Below are 15,645 nucleotides of genomic sequence, written 5' to 3' on the forward strand. Positions count from 1 at the left end.
ACTGGAGCGGAAAAGCAATCACCATAAGGGGTTCATCTATAGAATAAGGAGTATTTCAGAGAGAGTAAAATAATTATTTGGAATATTGAGTATTCGACAAAGGCATAAAAGAAGCGCGCTGTTTTAGAAAAGTGACATTCAGAACTTATTCAGTTTGTAAATATATCGTATTCAGATTAGGTATTTTACTTACCGCCATGAGGTATCTACAATGAAAGCATAACAAGCGTATGAAAATTCTGATTTGTAAGGAGGAAGTAAAAATGACGATTATGAGATCAGTACTTTTTGTTGCCGGGAATGATAAGGAGGCCCTAGACGAGTCCTTAACCTATGGGGCGGATGCTCTTATTTTGGATCTGGAGGACTTGGTACCACCCCTGGAAAAACCCAGAGCTCGCAAAATGGTTCGTGAGAATATTAAACACGCAGGCTCTCGAGGAGCTGAGGTGTGGGTACGGGTGAATGCATGGGAGACCAATATGACCGATGATGATTTGGAAGCCGCAGTGTGTGAAGGCCTTACAGGAATCAATCTCACTAAGGTTGCCGGCGCAGGCGATGTACAGCGCCTAGCCTGGAGGCTTGAAGAGCTGGAACGAAAGAATGGCCTGGAAGTAGGAAGCATAAAGGTCTGCCTACTTCTTGAGACAGCGATCGGTATCATTCATGCTTATGAGTCTTGCGCTGCCAGCCCCCGAGTCGCCGCAGCAATTTTTGGAGCAGTAGATTTTACCCGTGATATGCAGGTTAAGCTGACCCCTGAAGCTAAAGAGCAGCAGTTCGCCCGTGGTTATGTTGCTGTTGCGGCTCGTGCTGCCGGTATTATAGCTCTGGATGCCCCTTTCCTGAATTATACGGATAAAGAAGCTTATGTACGCAATATTGCCGAAGGACGTCAGTTGGGGTATAAAGGCCGGATGATTGTTCACCCCAGTCTCGTAGAAGCTGCTAATCGTCTCTATTCTCCTGACCCAGAAGATGTACAATGGGCGAGAGAGATTAAGAAGGTTTTCGAAGAGGAAGCCATTGCTAAGGGGAAAGCGGCAATCGTCTATAAGGATAAGCTAGTGGATACCCCCGTATATAGCAATGCTCTCGATATCCTTGCGAATCAAGCGGAGATAGACGCTAAGCTAGGACAGAAGTAAATATTACTAAGGCAAGGTATAAATTTTATTAGAATAATAGATAAGGAAGTGTCTTAAATGTCTTTAAGAGAAAATGCACTAAAACTTCATGCTGATCATCGCGGTAAGATTAAGATCGCTCTTAAAGTCCCCTGCCGTGACTACAATGATTTAAGCTTAGCTTATTCCCCAGGAGTGGCTGAGCCCTGTCTGGAAATCGCTAAAAATCCTGAATTGGTTAATACGTATACCAATCGGGCTAATTGTGTGGCTGTGGTGTCCAATGGTACCGCTGTTCTCGGTCTGGGGGATATTGGTGCTCGTGCTGCCATGCCTGTAATGGAAGGGAAATCTCTTCTGTTCAAAAATTTTGCCGGAGTAGATTCCTTTCCCATTTGTTTGGATACTAAGGATATGGATAAGATTGTGGAAGTGGTCAAACTACTAGAGCCCACTTTTGGAGGTATCAATTTGGAAGATATCAAGGCACCTGAGTGCTTTGAGATCGAAGAGAAGTTAAAAGCAGTATACGATGGTCCTGTTTTCCATGATGACCAGCATGGGACAGCTGTTGTAACCTTAGCGGCTATGCTCAATGCTCTGAAAATTGTTAAGAAGGATCTAAAAGATGTTAAGATCGTGACCAGTGGAGCCGGTGCGGCTGGTATGGCTATCGTTAAGCTGCTGATGGATTGTGGTCTCCAAAATGTAATCATGTGCGATACCAAGGGAACCATTTATGAGGGTCGCAGCGAAGGCATGAATAAGTATAAGGTGGAAATCGCTTTAAAGACGAATCGCTCCAAGGTTAAGGGTAGCCTTGCGGAAGCATTGAAGGGTGCAGACGTATTTATCGGAATTTCCGTCGGAAATACGGTGACACCAGAAATGATTCGGTCCATGGCCAAAGATCCGATTGTCTTTGCTCAGGCCAATCCTGTTCCCGAAATCATCCCTGAAAAGGCTAAAGAAGCAGGAGCGGCTGTCGTGGGAACTGGCCGTTCCGATTATCCCAACCAAATCAACAATATCCTTTCCTTCCCCGGAATTTTCCGTGGGACCTTTGACACCGAAGCGGGAGAAATCAATGGACCTATGAAAATTGCCGCTGCCGAAGCAATCGCTTCGATCGTTAGCCCCGAAGAGCTCAATGCAGAGTATATCATACCGAAAGCCTTCGACACCCGGGTGGCTCCTGCTGTTGCCACTGCCGTAGCAAAAGCAGCCATGGAGAGCGGTGTAGCAAAAAAACAGGTCGATCCTGAGCAGGTCTCGCAGAACTTAATAAAATTACTTGCCCAAGAAGGCAGATAAGATTTAGTCGCTCTAAATATCTAAGCAAAGAAACAGCCCATGTCATGGCTGTTTCTTTGTCGGCTATTAAGTGGAACTATAGTGGGAATGGGATAAAAAGGGGCTGTTATGCAAATCAGAACAAAATCGTTCTTAGCATAACAGCCCTTCTTTGGTCAAGCAAATCAATCGTGTTCTAACCTAAATACTCTTATTCAAGGCTGGATGCCTTTTATCCAGGGTTAAATAACTTCTATCTATTATTCAAAGGAACATATTTCTGACGGGGAACGACATTCTTATAGGCGGGGCGAATGATTTTTCCCCCATTGAGGATTTCTTCAATCCGATGTGCGCTCCAACCGGCAATCCGGGAGAGGGCAAAAATAGGGGTGAACATTTCTAGGGGAAGATTAAGCATTTGATAAACGAATCCCGAGTAGAAGTCCACATTGGCACTAACGCCTTTGTAAATCTTCATGTGTTTAGCAATAATCTGAGGTGCTAGCTCCTCTACTTTAGCGTAGAGTTGGAATTCGTTCTCTAAGCCCTTTTCAGCGGCAAGCTTAGAAGCATAATGCTTAAGCACCACGGCCCTTGGGTCGGAGATGGAGTAGACCGCATGACCGATGCCGTAGATTAATCCGGAGCCGTCGAAGGCTTCCTTCTTAAGAATTCGGTTCAAGTATTCGGTAAGCAGTTCTTCATTTTGCCAATCGGAGATATTCTCTTTAATATCTTGGAACATCTGAATGACTTTGTGGTTAGCACCGCCATGTTTGGGTCCTTTAAGAGAGCCAAGTGCGGAGGCTATCGCAGAATATGTATCTGTCCCTGTCGAAGTGACGACATGAGTAACAAAGGAGGAGTTATTCCCGCCACCGTGTTCCGCGTGGAGGACAAGGGCCAGATCGAGAAGCCTAGCCTCAAGTTGTGTATATTTGTGGTTGGGGCGAAGCATGTACAGAATATTCTCGGCAAGGCTCAGTTCTGGTTGGGGACTATGGATGACCAAGCTTTCATTGCCATGATAGTGGGTATAGGCCTGGTAACAATAGACTGCTATGGAAGGGAAAGCAGCTATTAAGCGAATGCATTGCTTAAGTACGTTTCTTATTGACGTATTATCGGGATTGGAATCATAGCTGTAGAAACCTAGGACACTTCGTGCCATACCGTTCATAATATCTTTACTTGGTGCATTGAGGATCATATCGCGAGCGAAATTATCGGGGAGCTTTTGATAGATATCGAGAAGATGATGGAAATCCAACAGCTCTTGTTTGTTAGGTAAGTTGCCGAAGAGAAGAAGGTAGGCTGTTTCTTCGAATCCGAAACGATTATCCTCCATAAAACCCCGGGAGAGATCCTCGATGTCATACCCTCGGTAAATGAGGCGACCTGGGACGGGGACCATTTCCCCTTCGTCAATTATATAGGAGTGAACCTCACCAATCTCTGTTAAGCCAACCAGTACTCCTCTGCCGTCTAAATCACGAAGACCTCGCTTGACTTCGTACTTGCTGTAGAGTTCCTGATCAATCGGTCCCTTTTCAATGGTGAGATCACATAGAGTATCTAGCATTATTTCTTCAAATTGTTTTCCTTCATAATTTTCCATTGCACAACTCCTCTGTTTTTTGAGATAGACGTATTGTATTGTTACATAGATAGACAGACAACTTTATATATATTATGAGTTGCCACCTAAAATTTGTCAAGAGATTTTCTGTAGGCTGTTGTCGGGAAGCTTACTTTATATTATATATGATATTGTGAAGAAAAATAAGAATGGGAGAGGGCTCAATCCATGTATACATGCAATGTTGAGGCTTATGAAAAGAATCTGTTGAAGAATAGGTTCAACCTGTTATAGTTAGGTGGGGAAAATGTGTAGAATTCATAAAGGATGGGGTTCAATGAGCTTTCACAGCCAGCTTCTTACTCATATTCGCAGTATACTGACCTTCGCTCTTAGTATCGCCTATTTGGGCAATTTAGCGATAAAATCTCCAACCATTGAAGACTTAATTTTTGTTCTGTTACTGATTGTGCTTGTTTTGAGCTTCAAGGAGGTTTCAGGATCTTCGAGAATGATTGGTTACGCATCCTTTACGATCAGTAGTATTTTGTTGCTTTATACTAAAGCTCCTTTGAGTGTCTGGCGAGAGGCCTTGCATAGCAATCTTTTTTTTGTGGTTATGTTTGTTATGGTCCCTTTATTGGCAATTCCTATTCAACATGGGGGATATACTCAAGCTCTCAAAGGAGTTTTTGAACGATATATTAAGACCAATAGTCGCTATTATTTACTTGTTAGCTTTCTATCAGCCTTCGTGGGGATCTTGGTCAACATAGCTGTTGTGCCCCTTGTCTATCAAATCTGTCGGAACAGTAGACTAAGTTCAAACCATAAGCTACTCAGCTCAGCCATCAGTCGAGGCTTTAGTACCTGTACCATTTGGGCCCCAACGACAGCAGGCATTGCTTTAGTTGTCCAGCTAACGGGTTCTAATTGGGCTATGTTTTTTCCCTTCGCCATCACTAGCGGGATTATAATAGGAATCGTTGGTTATGTGATGACGATTTTTGAAGAGAGAAGGACGATTCCAAGACACGGAGTTATTGAAGAGTCAATCTCTATCGAAGGATCTACCCCCGGGGAATCGAATTCGTCTGGTGAGGGCCATCAACTAACAAAAATCATCGAACTTTGCGCCTTTGCTATTGTTTTGATTTCAGGAATCGCCATCATCTCCTGGGTGACGGGAATCTCAACTATTGCTATCGTTTCAATCTCAGGCTTGATTTATCCATTAATTTGGTTGCTGCTGATTAAGCGTTTGCCGGTATTTTGGCAAGAGTTCAAAGGGGATTACTTCTATCATCGCTTGCCGGCCATTAAAAATGAGATGATTCTTTTTATCGGGGCCGGCTTATTGGCTCATAGCATCAATTATTCTCACTTAGGGGATTATGTTCCGAAGATGCTATCCTACGTGGTGGGAACAAATGCGCTACTCTTGACCTTGGTGATTCTTGGTAGCTCACTTTGCATCTCTGCATTAGGTGTTCATCCCATTGTCACAGTGACGATTCTGGGGGGAACGGTGCAAGCCGCGGCTTATGGGGTTACGCCCACGTATTTGGCTCTTGTTCTGGCGGCCTGTTGGTCGATTGGCACAGCGATTTCACCCTCATCAGCAAATGTGATCGCCGTATCCAGCATTGTTGGGGAATCACCTTTGCGTGTGAGTATTCACTGGAACGGTCTATATGCACTATTTTCGGTCATTGTTTTGGTGATTTTCCTAACAATTATGCGTGACTTGGGGATTTTGTAGAATTTTAGCCCGATGTATAGTTGCAAAGGACAATTGCTGAAGATTATTCAAAAGAAGATTGCAAAAGATAATGAAAAGACCACAAATAATAAAAGGAAGCAGAGTGACTCTACTTCCTTTTAATGCATGATGCGTTGATGCGTGATTACTCACCGCTTTTATGATCGTTGACTTTTTCCATGATTTCGGGGACCATGTCGATGAGTTTTTCTAAACCACCGGCTTTTTTGATGGGAAGGAGTTCTACTTGATCGCCGCGAATGACAAGGATCGCTGTGGCACTGATTTTTGCACCGGTGCCAGCACCGCCGCCGTCGCCATCGTTGCCTTTCTCATCTTTACCACTGCCGCCGCCGATACCGAGACCGAAGGTAATATCGATGAAGGGGATAATGGTTGTTTCTCCGACTTGGATGGGTTCACCAACGACAGTTTTAGTTTTGAAGAAGTTTTCTAGTTTTTCAAACATTGAATCCATGTTTTCTTTAAGTTGTAGGGACATAGTGAGGACCTCCTTTTATTTTCCTAAATTTGTTGAAAAGCTTAGTGATATATATACTTCTAACTGGCTTGGCGAGCAGGAATCCCAGAATTAAATAGAGGAGAGTGGGAAACCATAGTCTACCACCAATTAAAAAATTTCCTTCCAAGCCTTCTTCATCGAAAACTGGCTGGAGCTGAACGCTGTATTTTTGGCAGAAGGGATAAAATTGGCTGAGCAAAGCATAGAGTAGGCCTGTAACCATCGGGTCGCTAAAGCCGACTTTTGCAGAAAGAGATAAGGTTTGGGGCTGGCAATGCTTAAGTACTTTCTTAAGGGTCAGGAGTGCCTTTTTAATAATCTTCGGGTTGAGTAGCTCTTTGGCAAAAGAGGGGTGCGATTTTTTTTCCTTCTTTAGTGCTTCAGAATTATGAGCTTCAGTATTCTTTTTAGTGATCATCTTAATATCGGTCTTCATAGACTCGGTAAGAATCGCATCGGACGTTTTTGCTTGTTTCGTAGTTATGTGTTGCTTGGCTGTAGTAGCTGTTGCTTTTTTTGCTCTTCTATTGGTTGAGTTTGGCTGGAAAGAAAATTTGATCCATTTAAATAGGGTAAGGATAGTGGTTGCTTTTTCTTTATTGGTATAACGAAAATTAACTTTGATTCCTCCAAAGAGCCAGAGAATTGCGCCTTCGACAGAGGTTTCATCGTTCTTTTCACCGGTCACTCGATACTGATAGGGAATCAAAATAAGTGCAATGAGAAGAATGGCTATGATTAATACCAGGTAGAGGATAATCTGCAAAAGATAACCCAAAATGGATAGGAGCAATATAGATCACCTCCTGATAGCTGTACCTATTCCAACAAATAATTAGTAGAATGATGGATAAGCTGATGAGCGGATAGTGGATGAACAAATTCAGATTGATATTTGTATTGAAAACAGTTATTTGGCTTTTAATAATTTTCCGGTCTTTAGCAAACTTTTTGATACGTATTTAAGAGCGGAAGGAGTAGCTTTGAGACTTTCTTTGGCTAGAGCGTTGCCTGCCTTGATACCGGGAACAAAATCTAGGAACTTACTTGCTGACTTCATGTTGTTACGGGCAGACTTTATGTTTTTGCGTTGCACTTCCATGAGGGAGTTGAATGTGCTTTGGGAAGCGGGTTCTAGGGACTGCTCAAGCAGGGCGTTTTTTATGTGGTCAAGTTCAAGCGGAAGTTCGAGGTCATAAGAGGATTTGTCATTAAGATCCCAGAATAGCAGCTTCAGCTCGTTGATCTCTTGCCGGCATTCCGAGCAGGCTTTAAGATGTTCTTCGACAAATAGCTTTTCGACTGGGTCGATGACGCCGTCCAGCAGATCCTGCAGCAGATTTTTATCTAAATTACATATCATCATGATCTCTCCCATAATCCGTCATTACCTCTCATAATTACCTCTTATCGTTATCTCTCCCATAATCCACCTATGCTCAAATCATCTTTCAGGTGCTTGCGCCCTCTATGTAAATAGGTCTTCACCGTTCCCAAGGGGACACCCATACTCTTAGCAATCTCTTCATATTTCATACCCTTCATGTGTCTCAAGAGGATTGCCATGCGTTCTTCAGGGGGAAGGGCATATATGGCTGTGGTCAAAAGTTTTTTGGTATCTAGAAAGAGCGTTGACTCCTCGGTGTTGGTGCTAGCAGGAAGAAGATCCTGGATTTCGTAGCCATCTTCACCTTGTTGGTTAAGCGATAAGGCATCTTTCTTGTCCCTTAAGTGGTTTAAACACTTATTGATGGTAATGCGCTTTATCCACGGGAGCATCGAGAAACCGGTTTCGAAGCTGTCGAGGGCCTTAAAAATAGACAGAAAGACCTCTTGAGTTAAATCCAAAGCGTCCTCCTTATTACCGGTATAATGGTAAGTGATGGTATAAATGTATTTCTTATACCGATCGTAAAGGATTTCCAACCCTTGATTTTTATCTTTCTTATATAGTTTTAGGATTGTGGCGTCTGAAGCATCCAAAGCTCGGACCATCCTTTTAACTTTGATATGAATTTAACACCGGGGTTCGGGTTGGAGTAAGGATTGGCGTGTGAATATTTTTTGTGTCACTTATTATTAATACACATTGTAGCTTAAAAAGTTTTGATTCCATAGATAGATATATAAAAATTTGATTAATGAGTTATAAAGCTTTACTAAGTAAGTGTTAGGTTTACGAAGCAACTGAAGACAATATTAAGTAGGCTAATAAAAGTAATTGGTAAGATTTCACTAAGTAAATGACTTAACTAAGGAAAAGCCTTTAAGAAAACTTTAAAAAGCTTTATAAGCAAGTCAACGGCTTTTAAGCAAGCATAGATTTTGCTGAGTGGGCAGGAAGCCAATTTGTTCTTGAGTAATGATTCTATTCTGGACTATAATATAATTTAGCATGTCTTACTGAAGTAGTTGTCAAAGGAATGTTATCAGTAGAATATGTTCAAGAGAAGATTATAAGATAATATTTATCAAACGAATAATATCAAACGAATAATATCGAGCGAGTATTATAGAGGAGATGCGGAGAATTGGGGATAAGCTTAAGCAAGAATAGATTTAAGGATTTAAATCTACGCAATATAGCAGCGGGACTTGTTTCGGCACTGATTGCGATCACGGGACCGCCAGCCATCATTTTAGAGGCTGCTGCAAATGGCAACTTTACAACTTCACAGGCTGTCATGTGGATGTTCTCTTGTTACGTGTTTGGGGGGCTTTTCAGTATTATCATCCCCTGGTATTATAAGATGCCGATTGTGGGGGCGAACACCATTACGGGGGTCGCCTTTCTGGCCACTGTGACAGCTCAGTTTAGTTATGCTGATCTCTTAGGTGCTTATATTGTTTCCGCTCTATTGATGTTAGGTATTGGCGTATTAGGCGTTTTTTCCAAGCTCCTTGATTATGTTCCGAAAGAGATCATCTCTGTGATGCTGGCCGGTATGATTACTAGCTATATGGTGAATTTCATTACCTCCATCACGAAGATGCCCTTGATTGGGGGAGGGGCCTTGTTAGCCTTCCTTATCTTCAGCAAATGGAAAACTAAAATTCCTCCTATGGTAGCAGGAGTGTTCACCGCGACGCTCTTATTATTTCTGACCCAGCCATTGGCGGGAATCACCTTTGGCACCGATGTGGTTTTACCAACCATACAGATGCCTGCGTTTAATCCGCTTAGCTTTTTATCGGTCTCCATTCCTTTAGCGTTATTGATATTGAGTAATGATGCGGCGGTTGGCTTAGGAGCCTTGGAACAAAATGATTATAAGCCACCTGTCAATAAGGTCATTGCCTTGAGTGGAATATTCTCGATCATCGCCAGTTTTTTTGGGGGGCAGTCGGCCAACGTGGCGGGTATGATGTCTGCCATTTGCTCTGATCAAGAGGCCGGTCCTAAGGAAAAGCGCTATATGGGGGCGGTGGTTTCGGGGGTCATTCTTCTTGGTTTTGGCTTATTTGCCTGGAAGCTGGTGCCGCTGATCCAAGTCTTGCCCAAACCCTTTATCTCACTGCTCGTAGGCTTTGCCCTGTTAGGGGTGTTTGGCAATAGCTTATCGACGGGTTTTTCTAACCCTAAGATCAAAATAAGTGCGGCTCTGACCTTTGTAATTGCTTTTTCCAACATAACGATTTTTAATATTAGTGCGCCAGTCTGGTCGCTGCTTATTGGGACTTTAGTCGCACGACTTATTGAATCCCAATAGATTTTAGAACTCTTAAAATTTCTAAATTAAAGATTTTATTATATTCACTTCCTTGGAAGGATTTTCAACAAATATGTAGAAAGTTAAGAAATGTGATTGTTTTTATTTGTTTTAATTACATAGGTGTCATAATTTAGTCGAAGTAGGTGAGTTGTATAGATATTCCGATACTTTCTTTATTGCTTCAAGGTATTCCGGAACAAATTGGAGTTGTAGCATTGGCATACGCGATTGCGAAGCTTCCTTTTCGTTGGAAAGAAATTATTCCTTTAGGGACATTGCTAGCCTTAACTGCATTTATCATCAGGTCCCTAAATATGCCCTTTGGAACGCATACGCTTGCGATTATTTTTTCTTTGTTCATATTTTTAATGCTGAAGAGCAAAGAAGTAATCACATCCTTGATTTCTACTCTTCTCTGCATTGTAGCGCTCAGCGTTTTTGAGCTTATTTCTATTTCATCTCTTCTGGCCATTTTTAATACATCGCAAGAAGCTGTTTTTACCGATCCAATGAAAAGGATATTATTTACTGAACCCCAAGTCATCCTGCTTTTTTTAACTGCCTTTATAGTTAAGCGAAAGAGGGAGAGAAATGATAAGCCTTAATGGGATGAGTAACGAACTGACTAATATTATCACGAAAGATTTGGGATTTAATGAAGATAAAAAAGAGATTGTTGCTTATGCCATCGAAACTTCACTCTATTCGGTGATAGGTGTCTTACTTTTGATTCTTTTTTCCTTATTAGTCGATGCTTTAAAGGCATCACTTATTGCAGCTGTCTTTGGCGTTATACTCCGCAGATTATCGGGTGGGGCACATTTTGATACTCCTACCAAATGCTTGATCTTCGGGGCAATCCTGTACACTGGACTTGGCGTGTTGGCCCAAAAGCTGGTGGAGTACCACCTCGTTACTGATCTTATGCTTTGGGCAAGCATAGGTATTGCCTTAATCATCGTCGGCATTTTAGCACCGGTCGATAGCGAGAATAAACCGATTCACTCTGCAAAACTAAAAAGAAATTTAAAAAGCTTATCCATCGCATTTGTTATTGTAAGTTTTATTATTGTTTTAATATCATCTAATGGGTTGCTAAATGTCAGCTTGAGTTTGGGGATACTCTATCAATCCTTAACCTTGCTGCCGCTATTTAATCACGGGGGAGGTGGATAAAGTGAGAAAAACAATCTTTGCAGCTCTCGCCACATCATTGATGGTCCTAGCCAGCGCAACATCTGTGTTCGCATGCGGTATTTGGGCCTACCAACCCAAGACGCCGAAATCCTTGCAGAAATAATCTAGAGTTCTCTTAAAAAGCTGGGTTTTGTCCCAGCTTTTTGAGGTTTGGAGGCTAAAATGGGTAGAGGACATTCTAATCGATCAATTATTCAATCCACCTTATTAAATATTACAATAAGTGTTTTCATTCTCAGTATGATTCTAATTTTCTTATTCGGCCAAACTTTTTGGCAGAAGGAATCGATTAAGTTGGATTATGAATTATTAAGCGTAGCCATTGAGGCCAAGGAAAGAATTGAAAGTCAATACATAGAGAAACTTGCCGATGATAACGCCGGTTCACAGCTTGTAGAAAATAATGACATGCAGAAACTGAGTGCCGAAATAAAACCCTTACTGCAGGGGACAGATTCTTATTCAGTCGCCTATTATGATAGCAGGATGGATTGGATCGTTTCCGAAGAGGAACAGATTAAGTATGTGCTGGATAAGATTCTGCCTGCTTTAAGTGAAAATAATAGTATACAGCAATTGAAGATTGAGCATTTGAGTCTCGTAAGCATTCCTATTTATCAGGATCATCTATTGATAGGGTATGTTTGGGCCTTTGCCGATCACCCGGAATTCAGTTTCACTTCCTTTTCCAGTGTTAATATTTTTTTTGTGTTCATTTTTGCACTTTTAAGCATTATTATCCTATTAATTAATAGGCATTTAAAAAACATCCAAACCCAACTGGAGCGTTTTAGTGAGTCTATTGTTCATCCTGAGTCTGCGCCCCTGTGGGATGTTTCTAAGCTGCCGGAGCTAGAACCGGTTTTTTATAAGATCATGAGCTATACTCAAGAGCTGAGCAGTATGAATGAAGAGTTGCTGGAATCTCAGCATCGATTGACTCGAATTATGGAGGGAATCTCCGACGGGTTACTTTCTATAGATGTCGAATGGCGTATCCTATTTTACAATCAAGTGACCAAGAAGCACCTGAATCGAACAGATAAAGATTTGTATATGAAAAGCATTTTCCAAGCTATTCCGGGCTTCCAAAACTCAACAACCCATCAGTTATTTGCCTCGGCCTTCAACTATTCGGAGCCGCTCCATTTCGAAGCGGAGGGGATAGTAGTTAATGGGAGGATATACCTTTTCAGCGTTTATCCCTTTAAAGGCGGAATCACGGTCTTCTTTAGAGATATTACAGAGCGGAGGATCCAGCAGCAAGAAATGGCTCGTCTAGAACGGCTTAACCTGATTGGCCAGATGGCGGCGGGAATTAGCCATGAAATTAGAAATCCTCTTACCACGGTCAAGGGCTTTCTGCAATTGCGTAGTTCCAAACTGACGAACTCCGAGGAAAATGAGTATAACGAGCTGATGATCTCTGAAATAGATCGGGCGAATATGATTATCACCGAATTTTTATCCTTGGCGAAAAGCAATATAGTTCATAACACGGAGCAGGACATCAATCAAATCATTTATCGGATTTTCCCCATGATTCAGGCTGATGCCAATAACACTGGCAAGGAAATCTTGCTCAACTTAAATCCGCTGCCGAGCTTATCCTTGAATGAAAATGAAATTCGCCAATTGCTGCTTAATCTCGTACGCAATGCTTTGGAGGTTACTTCGACAGGCGGATGTATCATCATTCGCACTTACGAGGAAGGGAATCATGTGATCTTGGCGGTTCAGGATCAAGGTCCAGGGATTCCTGCAGAGATTCAAGAAAAAATCGGTACCCCCTTCTTCACCACCAAAGAAAGTGGCACAGGTTTAGGTATCGCAATTTCTATGGGTATTGCTCATCGCAATAATGGTGATTTGGGCTTTGAGTCGAGCAGTCAAGGCACAACCTTTAAGGCTAAGTTTAAAAAGCTTACCTTAGCTAATGGCTGAGAAGGGTTAATCTACTGCCTTAAACCGTGGGGAAGTTGACAGATAATCAGTCATTTGGTTAAATAAATGAATAACCGTAGAGATGTTTGCAGTATAGGTGTGGAAACGGAGGAGTTAAGATATGTATACGAGTCAAAAGCCTCTGCCGGAGCAGTATCTTTCTCTTAGTGAGGCGGAAATGGATCAACGGATTCGGCAAGCGAAGGAAGCGTTGGGTTCGAAGCTAGTCATATTAGGCCACCATTATCAACGGGATGAGGTCGTGCGCTATGCCGATCATCGCGGAGATTCCTTGCGGCTTTCTCAATTGGCTGCCCAAGCAAAGGATGCTGAGTTCATCGTTTTTTGTGGTGTGCATTTCATGGCAGAGACCGCTGATATGTTGGGTGCGCCTGGGCAGAAGGTCATCTTGCCGGATTTAGATGCGGGCTGTCCCATGGCTGATATGGCAGAGATAGAAGATGTGGAGAGATGCTGGCAGCAAATTTCTGCCAAATACCATGCAGAATTCGTGCCTGTGACCTATGTGAACTCTACAGCGGAGGTCAAAGCCTTTTGTGGCCGTCATGGAGGATTAACCTGTACCTCTTCTAATGCCCTGAAGATCCTGAAGACTTTGTTTGCTGAGGGTAAGCATGTGCTCTTCCTTCCCGATGAGCACCTCGGTCGCAATACCGCTATTCAACTGGGTTTAGAGGAAAAGGATATGTTCCAATGGCATCGAGAGGACTGGGATATTGAGTTGCCGGAGGTTGCCCCACAGATTATTCTATGGGATGGCTATTGTGGTGTTCATCAGAGATTCACTCCCGCTCATGTGGATTATGTCCGGAGTCAGTATCCAGGCATTACAGTGATTGTCCATCCGGAATGTAGTCATGCGGTAGTAGAAAAATCTGATTTGAGTGGCTCTACCGACTTTATCATTCGTCAAATTACTGCAGCTCCGGCTGGCAGTGTTTGGGCGGTGGGAACAGAGATCAATCTAGTGAGTCGCTTGGCCAAGGAAAATCCCGATAAGACCGTCATCTGCTTGAATGAAAACGTTTGCCTGTGCGTGATGATGAGCCGGATCAGCCAGCCCCATCTTCTGTGGGTTTTGGAAAACCTTCAACAGGGTAAGGTGGTCAATCAAATTAGCGTCAAACCGGAAATAGCTAAGGATGCCGTGGTGGCTCTCGAACGCATGCTGGAGTTGAGTAAGTAAAACTACCCAAGATTAGAGAAGCCTGGATCTATCCTACAATCCTGTTAAGCTTGAACGGGGCAAAGGAGCAGCAGGAGGATTGTGCGGGAGCACTATGGATGATGGGATGGAGGGTGTTTATGCGCATTGAGCAGCTATATTATCTTGTTGAGGTGAGCAAGAATAAATCCCTAACTATCGCTGCGGAGCAGATTCATGTGTCTCAACAAAATCTTAGCGTTGCCATTCGTAATTTGGAGAAGGAGTTCAATGTTGAGCTTTTAATACGTTCCCATAAGGGTGTATCCCTTACCAGGGAAGGGGAGGAATTTGTCAATAAAGCACAGGAGATATTGACTAAGATTGACGAGCTGAATTCTCTATTTAATAAGAAACAGCTCGCCAAAAAAGCCCTTAAAGGTAGCCTGCGCATTGATGTGGTTCCTTACATGACCCTCCCGGATATCCTGGTTTCCTTTTATAGGCTGCACCCCCAGGTCAATGTGGTATTAAAGGAACACAGTCCTCAAGAAATTATGAGTAATGTAGCTGAGGGGAAAAGTGACGTTGGTATTATCTTTCGCACAGGCGAGGATCAGGGATTCTCTAAGACCATCTACGAACTGGGATTGAGCTATGAAAATATTCTTGACGATAAGATTTATGTTTGTGCCGGAAAAAAGTCCCCACTTAAGAAAAAGCGTGTGATATCCCATACTGAACTATTTAAACAAAACTTGATCGTATCTGAAGATCTCTATGGATGGATTCTGGATATTATCAAGCGTTATCAGGACCCCTCTTCTATACAGATTCAGAAATCAAATAGTATGCAGATCTATAAAAAGATGATTGAAGAAGGTTTGGCGGTGGGTTTTGTTACCGGAATTGGTTTAGAAAAGGAGCTTATTTTTAAGAAGGGGGAAGTAGTCCCTATAGCCATCGAAAAACACAATAATATCACCATTGGGCTGGTGTATTCTAATGTTGATTCACAAACTGAGATCAGTAAGGAATTCATCAACCATCTTAAATTAACAACGCAAGATTATCAGTGCTGATAAAGTTTTATAGCTCATGAGCAAACCTTGAATAGTTATCCGAGAGACTCTCTCGGATTTTTTCTTACATTTTTATCCCTTAGCAAAGACTCGTTAGTAACTTGCCTCTAATTATTTAGGCTGGAGGGGCACAAATGAAATTTGTGGCCCCCCACAGAATATTCTAAATTATGTGTTAGCCAGAACAAGTGAAAGTGACTACAATGTATATAAGAGGTCACAAGGCGCCGTCACCTCATAACTAAAAGGGGGCA

Annotated in this window: 15 protein-coding genes; 10 read left to right on the forward strand and 5 right to left on the reverse strand. The window is 42.4% G+C overall.

Features of this window, described 5'->3' with window-relative positions:
* The first annotated feature begins 263 nt into the window (after positions 1–263).
* Both AAC978_RS11155 and AAC978_RS11160 read left to right on the forward strand, forming a co-directional pair.
* The gene (locus AAC978_RS11155; RefSeq protein WP_341548120.1) at positions 264–1,151 is read left to right on the forward strand and encodes an HpcH/HpaI aldolase/citrate lyase family protein; all 888 of its coding nucleotides are present in this window, start codon (positions 264–266) and stop codon (positions 1,149–1,151) included.
* Positions 1,152–1,208: 57 nt separating this feature from the next.
* On the forward strand, positions 1,209–2,444 hold the full coding sequence (locus AAC978_RS11160; RefSeq protein ID WP_341548121.1) for an NAD(P)-dependent malic enzyme: 1,236 nt from the start codon (positions 1,209–1,211) through the stop codon (positions 2,442–2,444).
* A gap of 232 nt (positions 2,445–2,676) precedes the next feature.
* On the opposite strand, the gene AAC978_RS11165 is transcribed toward AAC978_RS11160, so the two are convergent.
* Entirely contained in the window at positions 2,677–4,044 is a 1,368-nt protein-coding gene (locus tag AAC978_RS11165; RefSeq protein ID WP_341548122.1) for a citrate/2-methylcitrate synthase, read from the reverse strand.
* 298 nt (positions 4,045–4,342) lie between these two features.
* Between AAC978_RS11165 and AAC978_RS11170 the strand changes: the two genes are divergently transcribed.
* Positions 4,343–5,767 (forward strand): C4-dicarboxylate ABC transporter, encoded by a 1,425-nt coding sequence (locus AAC978_RS11170; protein WP_341548123.1) that lies wholly within the window; start codon positions 4,343–4,345, stop codon positions 5,765–5,767.
* A gap of 145 nt (positions 5,768–5,912) precedes the next feature.
* Here the strand turns inward: AAC978_RS11170 and AAC978_RS11175 are convergent, their stop codons facing one another.
* The 4 genes from AAC978_RS11175 to AAC978_RS11190 all read right to left on the reverse strand — a co-directional run bounded on the left by AAC978_RS11175 (position 5,913) and on the right by AAC978_RS11190 (position 8,273).
* Positions 5,913–6,269: a GerW family sporulation protein gene (locus tag AAC978_RS11175; RefSeq protein ID WP_341548124.1), complete on the reverse strand. Its 357-nt coding sequence runs from the start codon at positions 6,267–6,269 to the stop codon at positions 5,913–5,915.
* Complete coding sequence (locus AAC978_RS11180; protein WP_341548125.1) at positions 6,253–7,083, reverse strand: DUF2953 domain-containing protein; 831 nt, start codon at positions 7,081–7,083, stop codon at positions 6,253–6,255. The genes AAC978_RS11175 and AAC978_RS11180 overlap by 17 nt, the downstream gene beginning before the upstream one ends.
* Before the next feature lie 117 nt (positions 7,084–7,200).
* Positions 7,201–7,656, reverse strand: a complete 456-nt coding sequence (locus AAC978_RS11185) for an anti-sigma factor family protein (RefSeq protein ID WP_341548126.1) — start codon at positions 7,654–7,656, stop codon at positions 7,201–7,203.
* A gap of 47 nt (positions 7,657–7,703) precedes the next feature.
* Entirely contained in the window at positions 7,704–8,273 is a 570-nt protein-coding gene (locus AAC978_RS11190) for an RNA polymerase sigma factor (protein ID WP_341548127.1), read from the reverse strand.
* A gap of 548 nt (positions 8,274–8,821) precedes the next feature.
* Here AAC978_RS11190 and AAC978_RS11195 point away from each other — a divergent pair.
* From AAC978_RS11195 to AAC978_RS11225, 7 genes are all read left to right on the forward strand, one after another.
* Positions 8,822–10,000, forward strand: coding sequence for a benzoate/H(+) symporter BenE family transporter (locus AAC978_RS11195; RefSeq protein ID WP_341548128.1), 1,179 nt, complete (start codon positions 8,822–8,824; stop codon positions 9,998–10,000).
* Between the two features lie 146 nt (positions 10,001–10,146).
* Positions 10,147–10,608 carry a hypothetical protein gene (locus tag AAC978_RS11200; protein ID WP_341548129.1) on the forward strand — a complete coding sequence of 154 codons (462 nt, stop codon included), beginning with the start codon at positions 10,147–10,149 and terminating at the stop codon, positions 10,606–10,608.
* Positions 10,609–10,612: 4 nt separating this feature from the next.
* The gene (locus tag AAC978_RS11205; RefSeq protein ID WP_445900307.1) at positions 10,613–11,179 is read left to right on the forward strand and encodes an accessory gene regulator ArgB-like protein; all 567 of its coding nucleotides are present in this window, start codon (positions 10,613–10,615) and stop codon (positions 11,177–11,179) included.
* A 1-nt stretch (position 11,180) separates the two neighbouring features.
* On the forward strand, positions 11,181–11,303 hold the full coding sequence (locus tag AAC978_RS11210; protein WP_341548131.1) for a cyclic lactone autoinducer peptide: 123 nt from the start codon (positions 11,181–11,183) through the stop codon (positions 11,301–11,303).
* 59 nt (positions 11,304–11,362) lie between these two features.
* On the forward strand, positions 11,363–13,144 hold the full coding sequence (locus tag AAC978_RS11215) for an ATP-binding protein (RefSeq protein ID WP_341548132.1): 1,782 nt from the start codon (positions 11,363–11,365) through the stop codon (positions 13,142–13,144).
* 121 nt (positions 13,145–13,265) lie between these two features.
* Positions 13,266–14,351 (forward strand): quinolinate synthase NadA, encoded by a 1,086-nt coding sequence (gene nadA / locus AAC978_RS11220; RefSeq protein WP_341548133.1) that lies wholly within the window; start codon positions 13,266–13,268, stop codon positions 14,349–14,351.
* 119 nt (positions 14,352–14,470) lie between these two features.
* Complete coding sequence (locus AAC978_RS11225) at positions 14,471–15,391, forward strand: LysR family transcriptional regulator (RefSeq protein ID WP_341548174.1); 921 nt, start codon at positions 14,471–14,473, stop codon at positions 15,389–15,391.
* Positions 15,392–15,645: the final 254 nt, after the last annotated feature.

This window comes from Desulfitobacterium sp. THU1, from assembly GCF_038181555.1.
Lineage (GTDB): Bacteria > Bacillota > Desulfitobacteriia > Desulfitobacteriales > Desulfitobacteriaceae > Desulfitobacterium.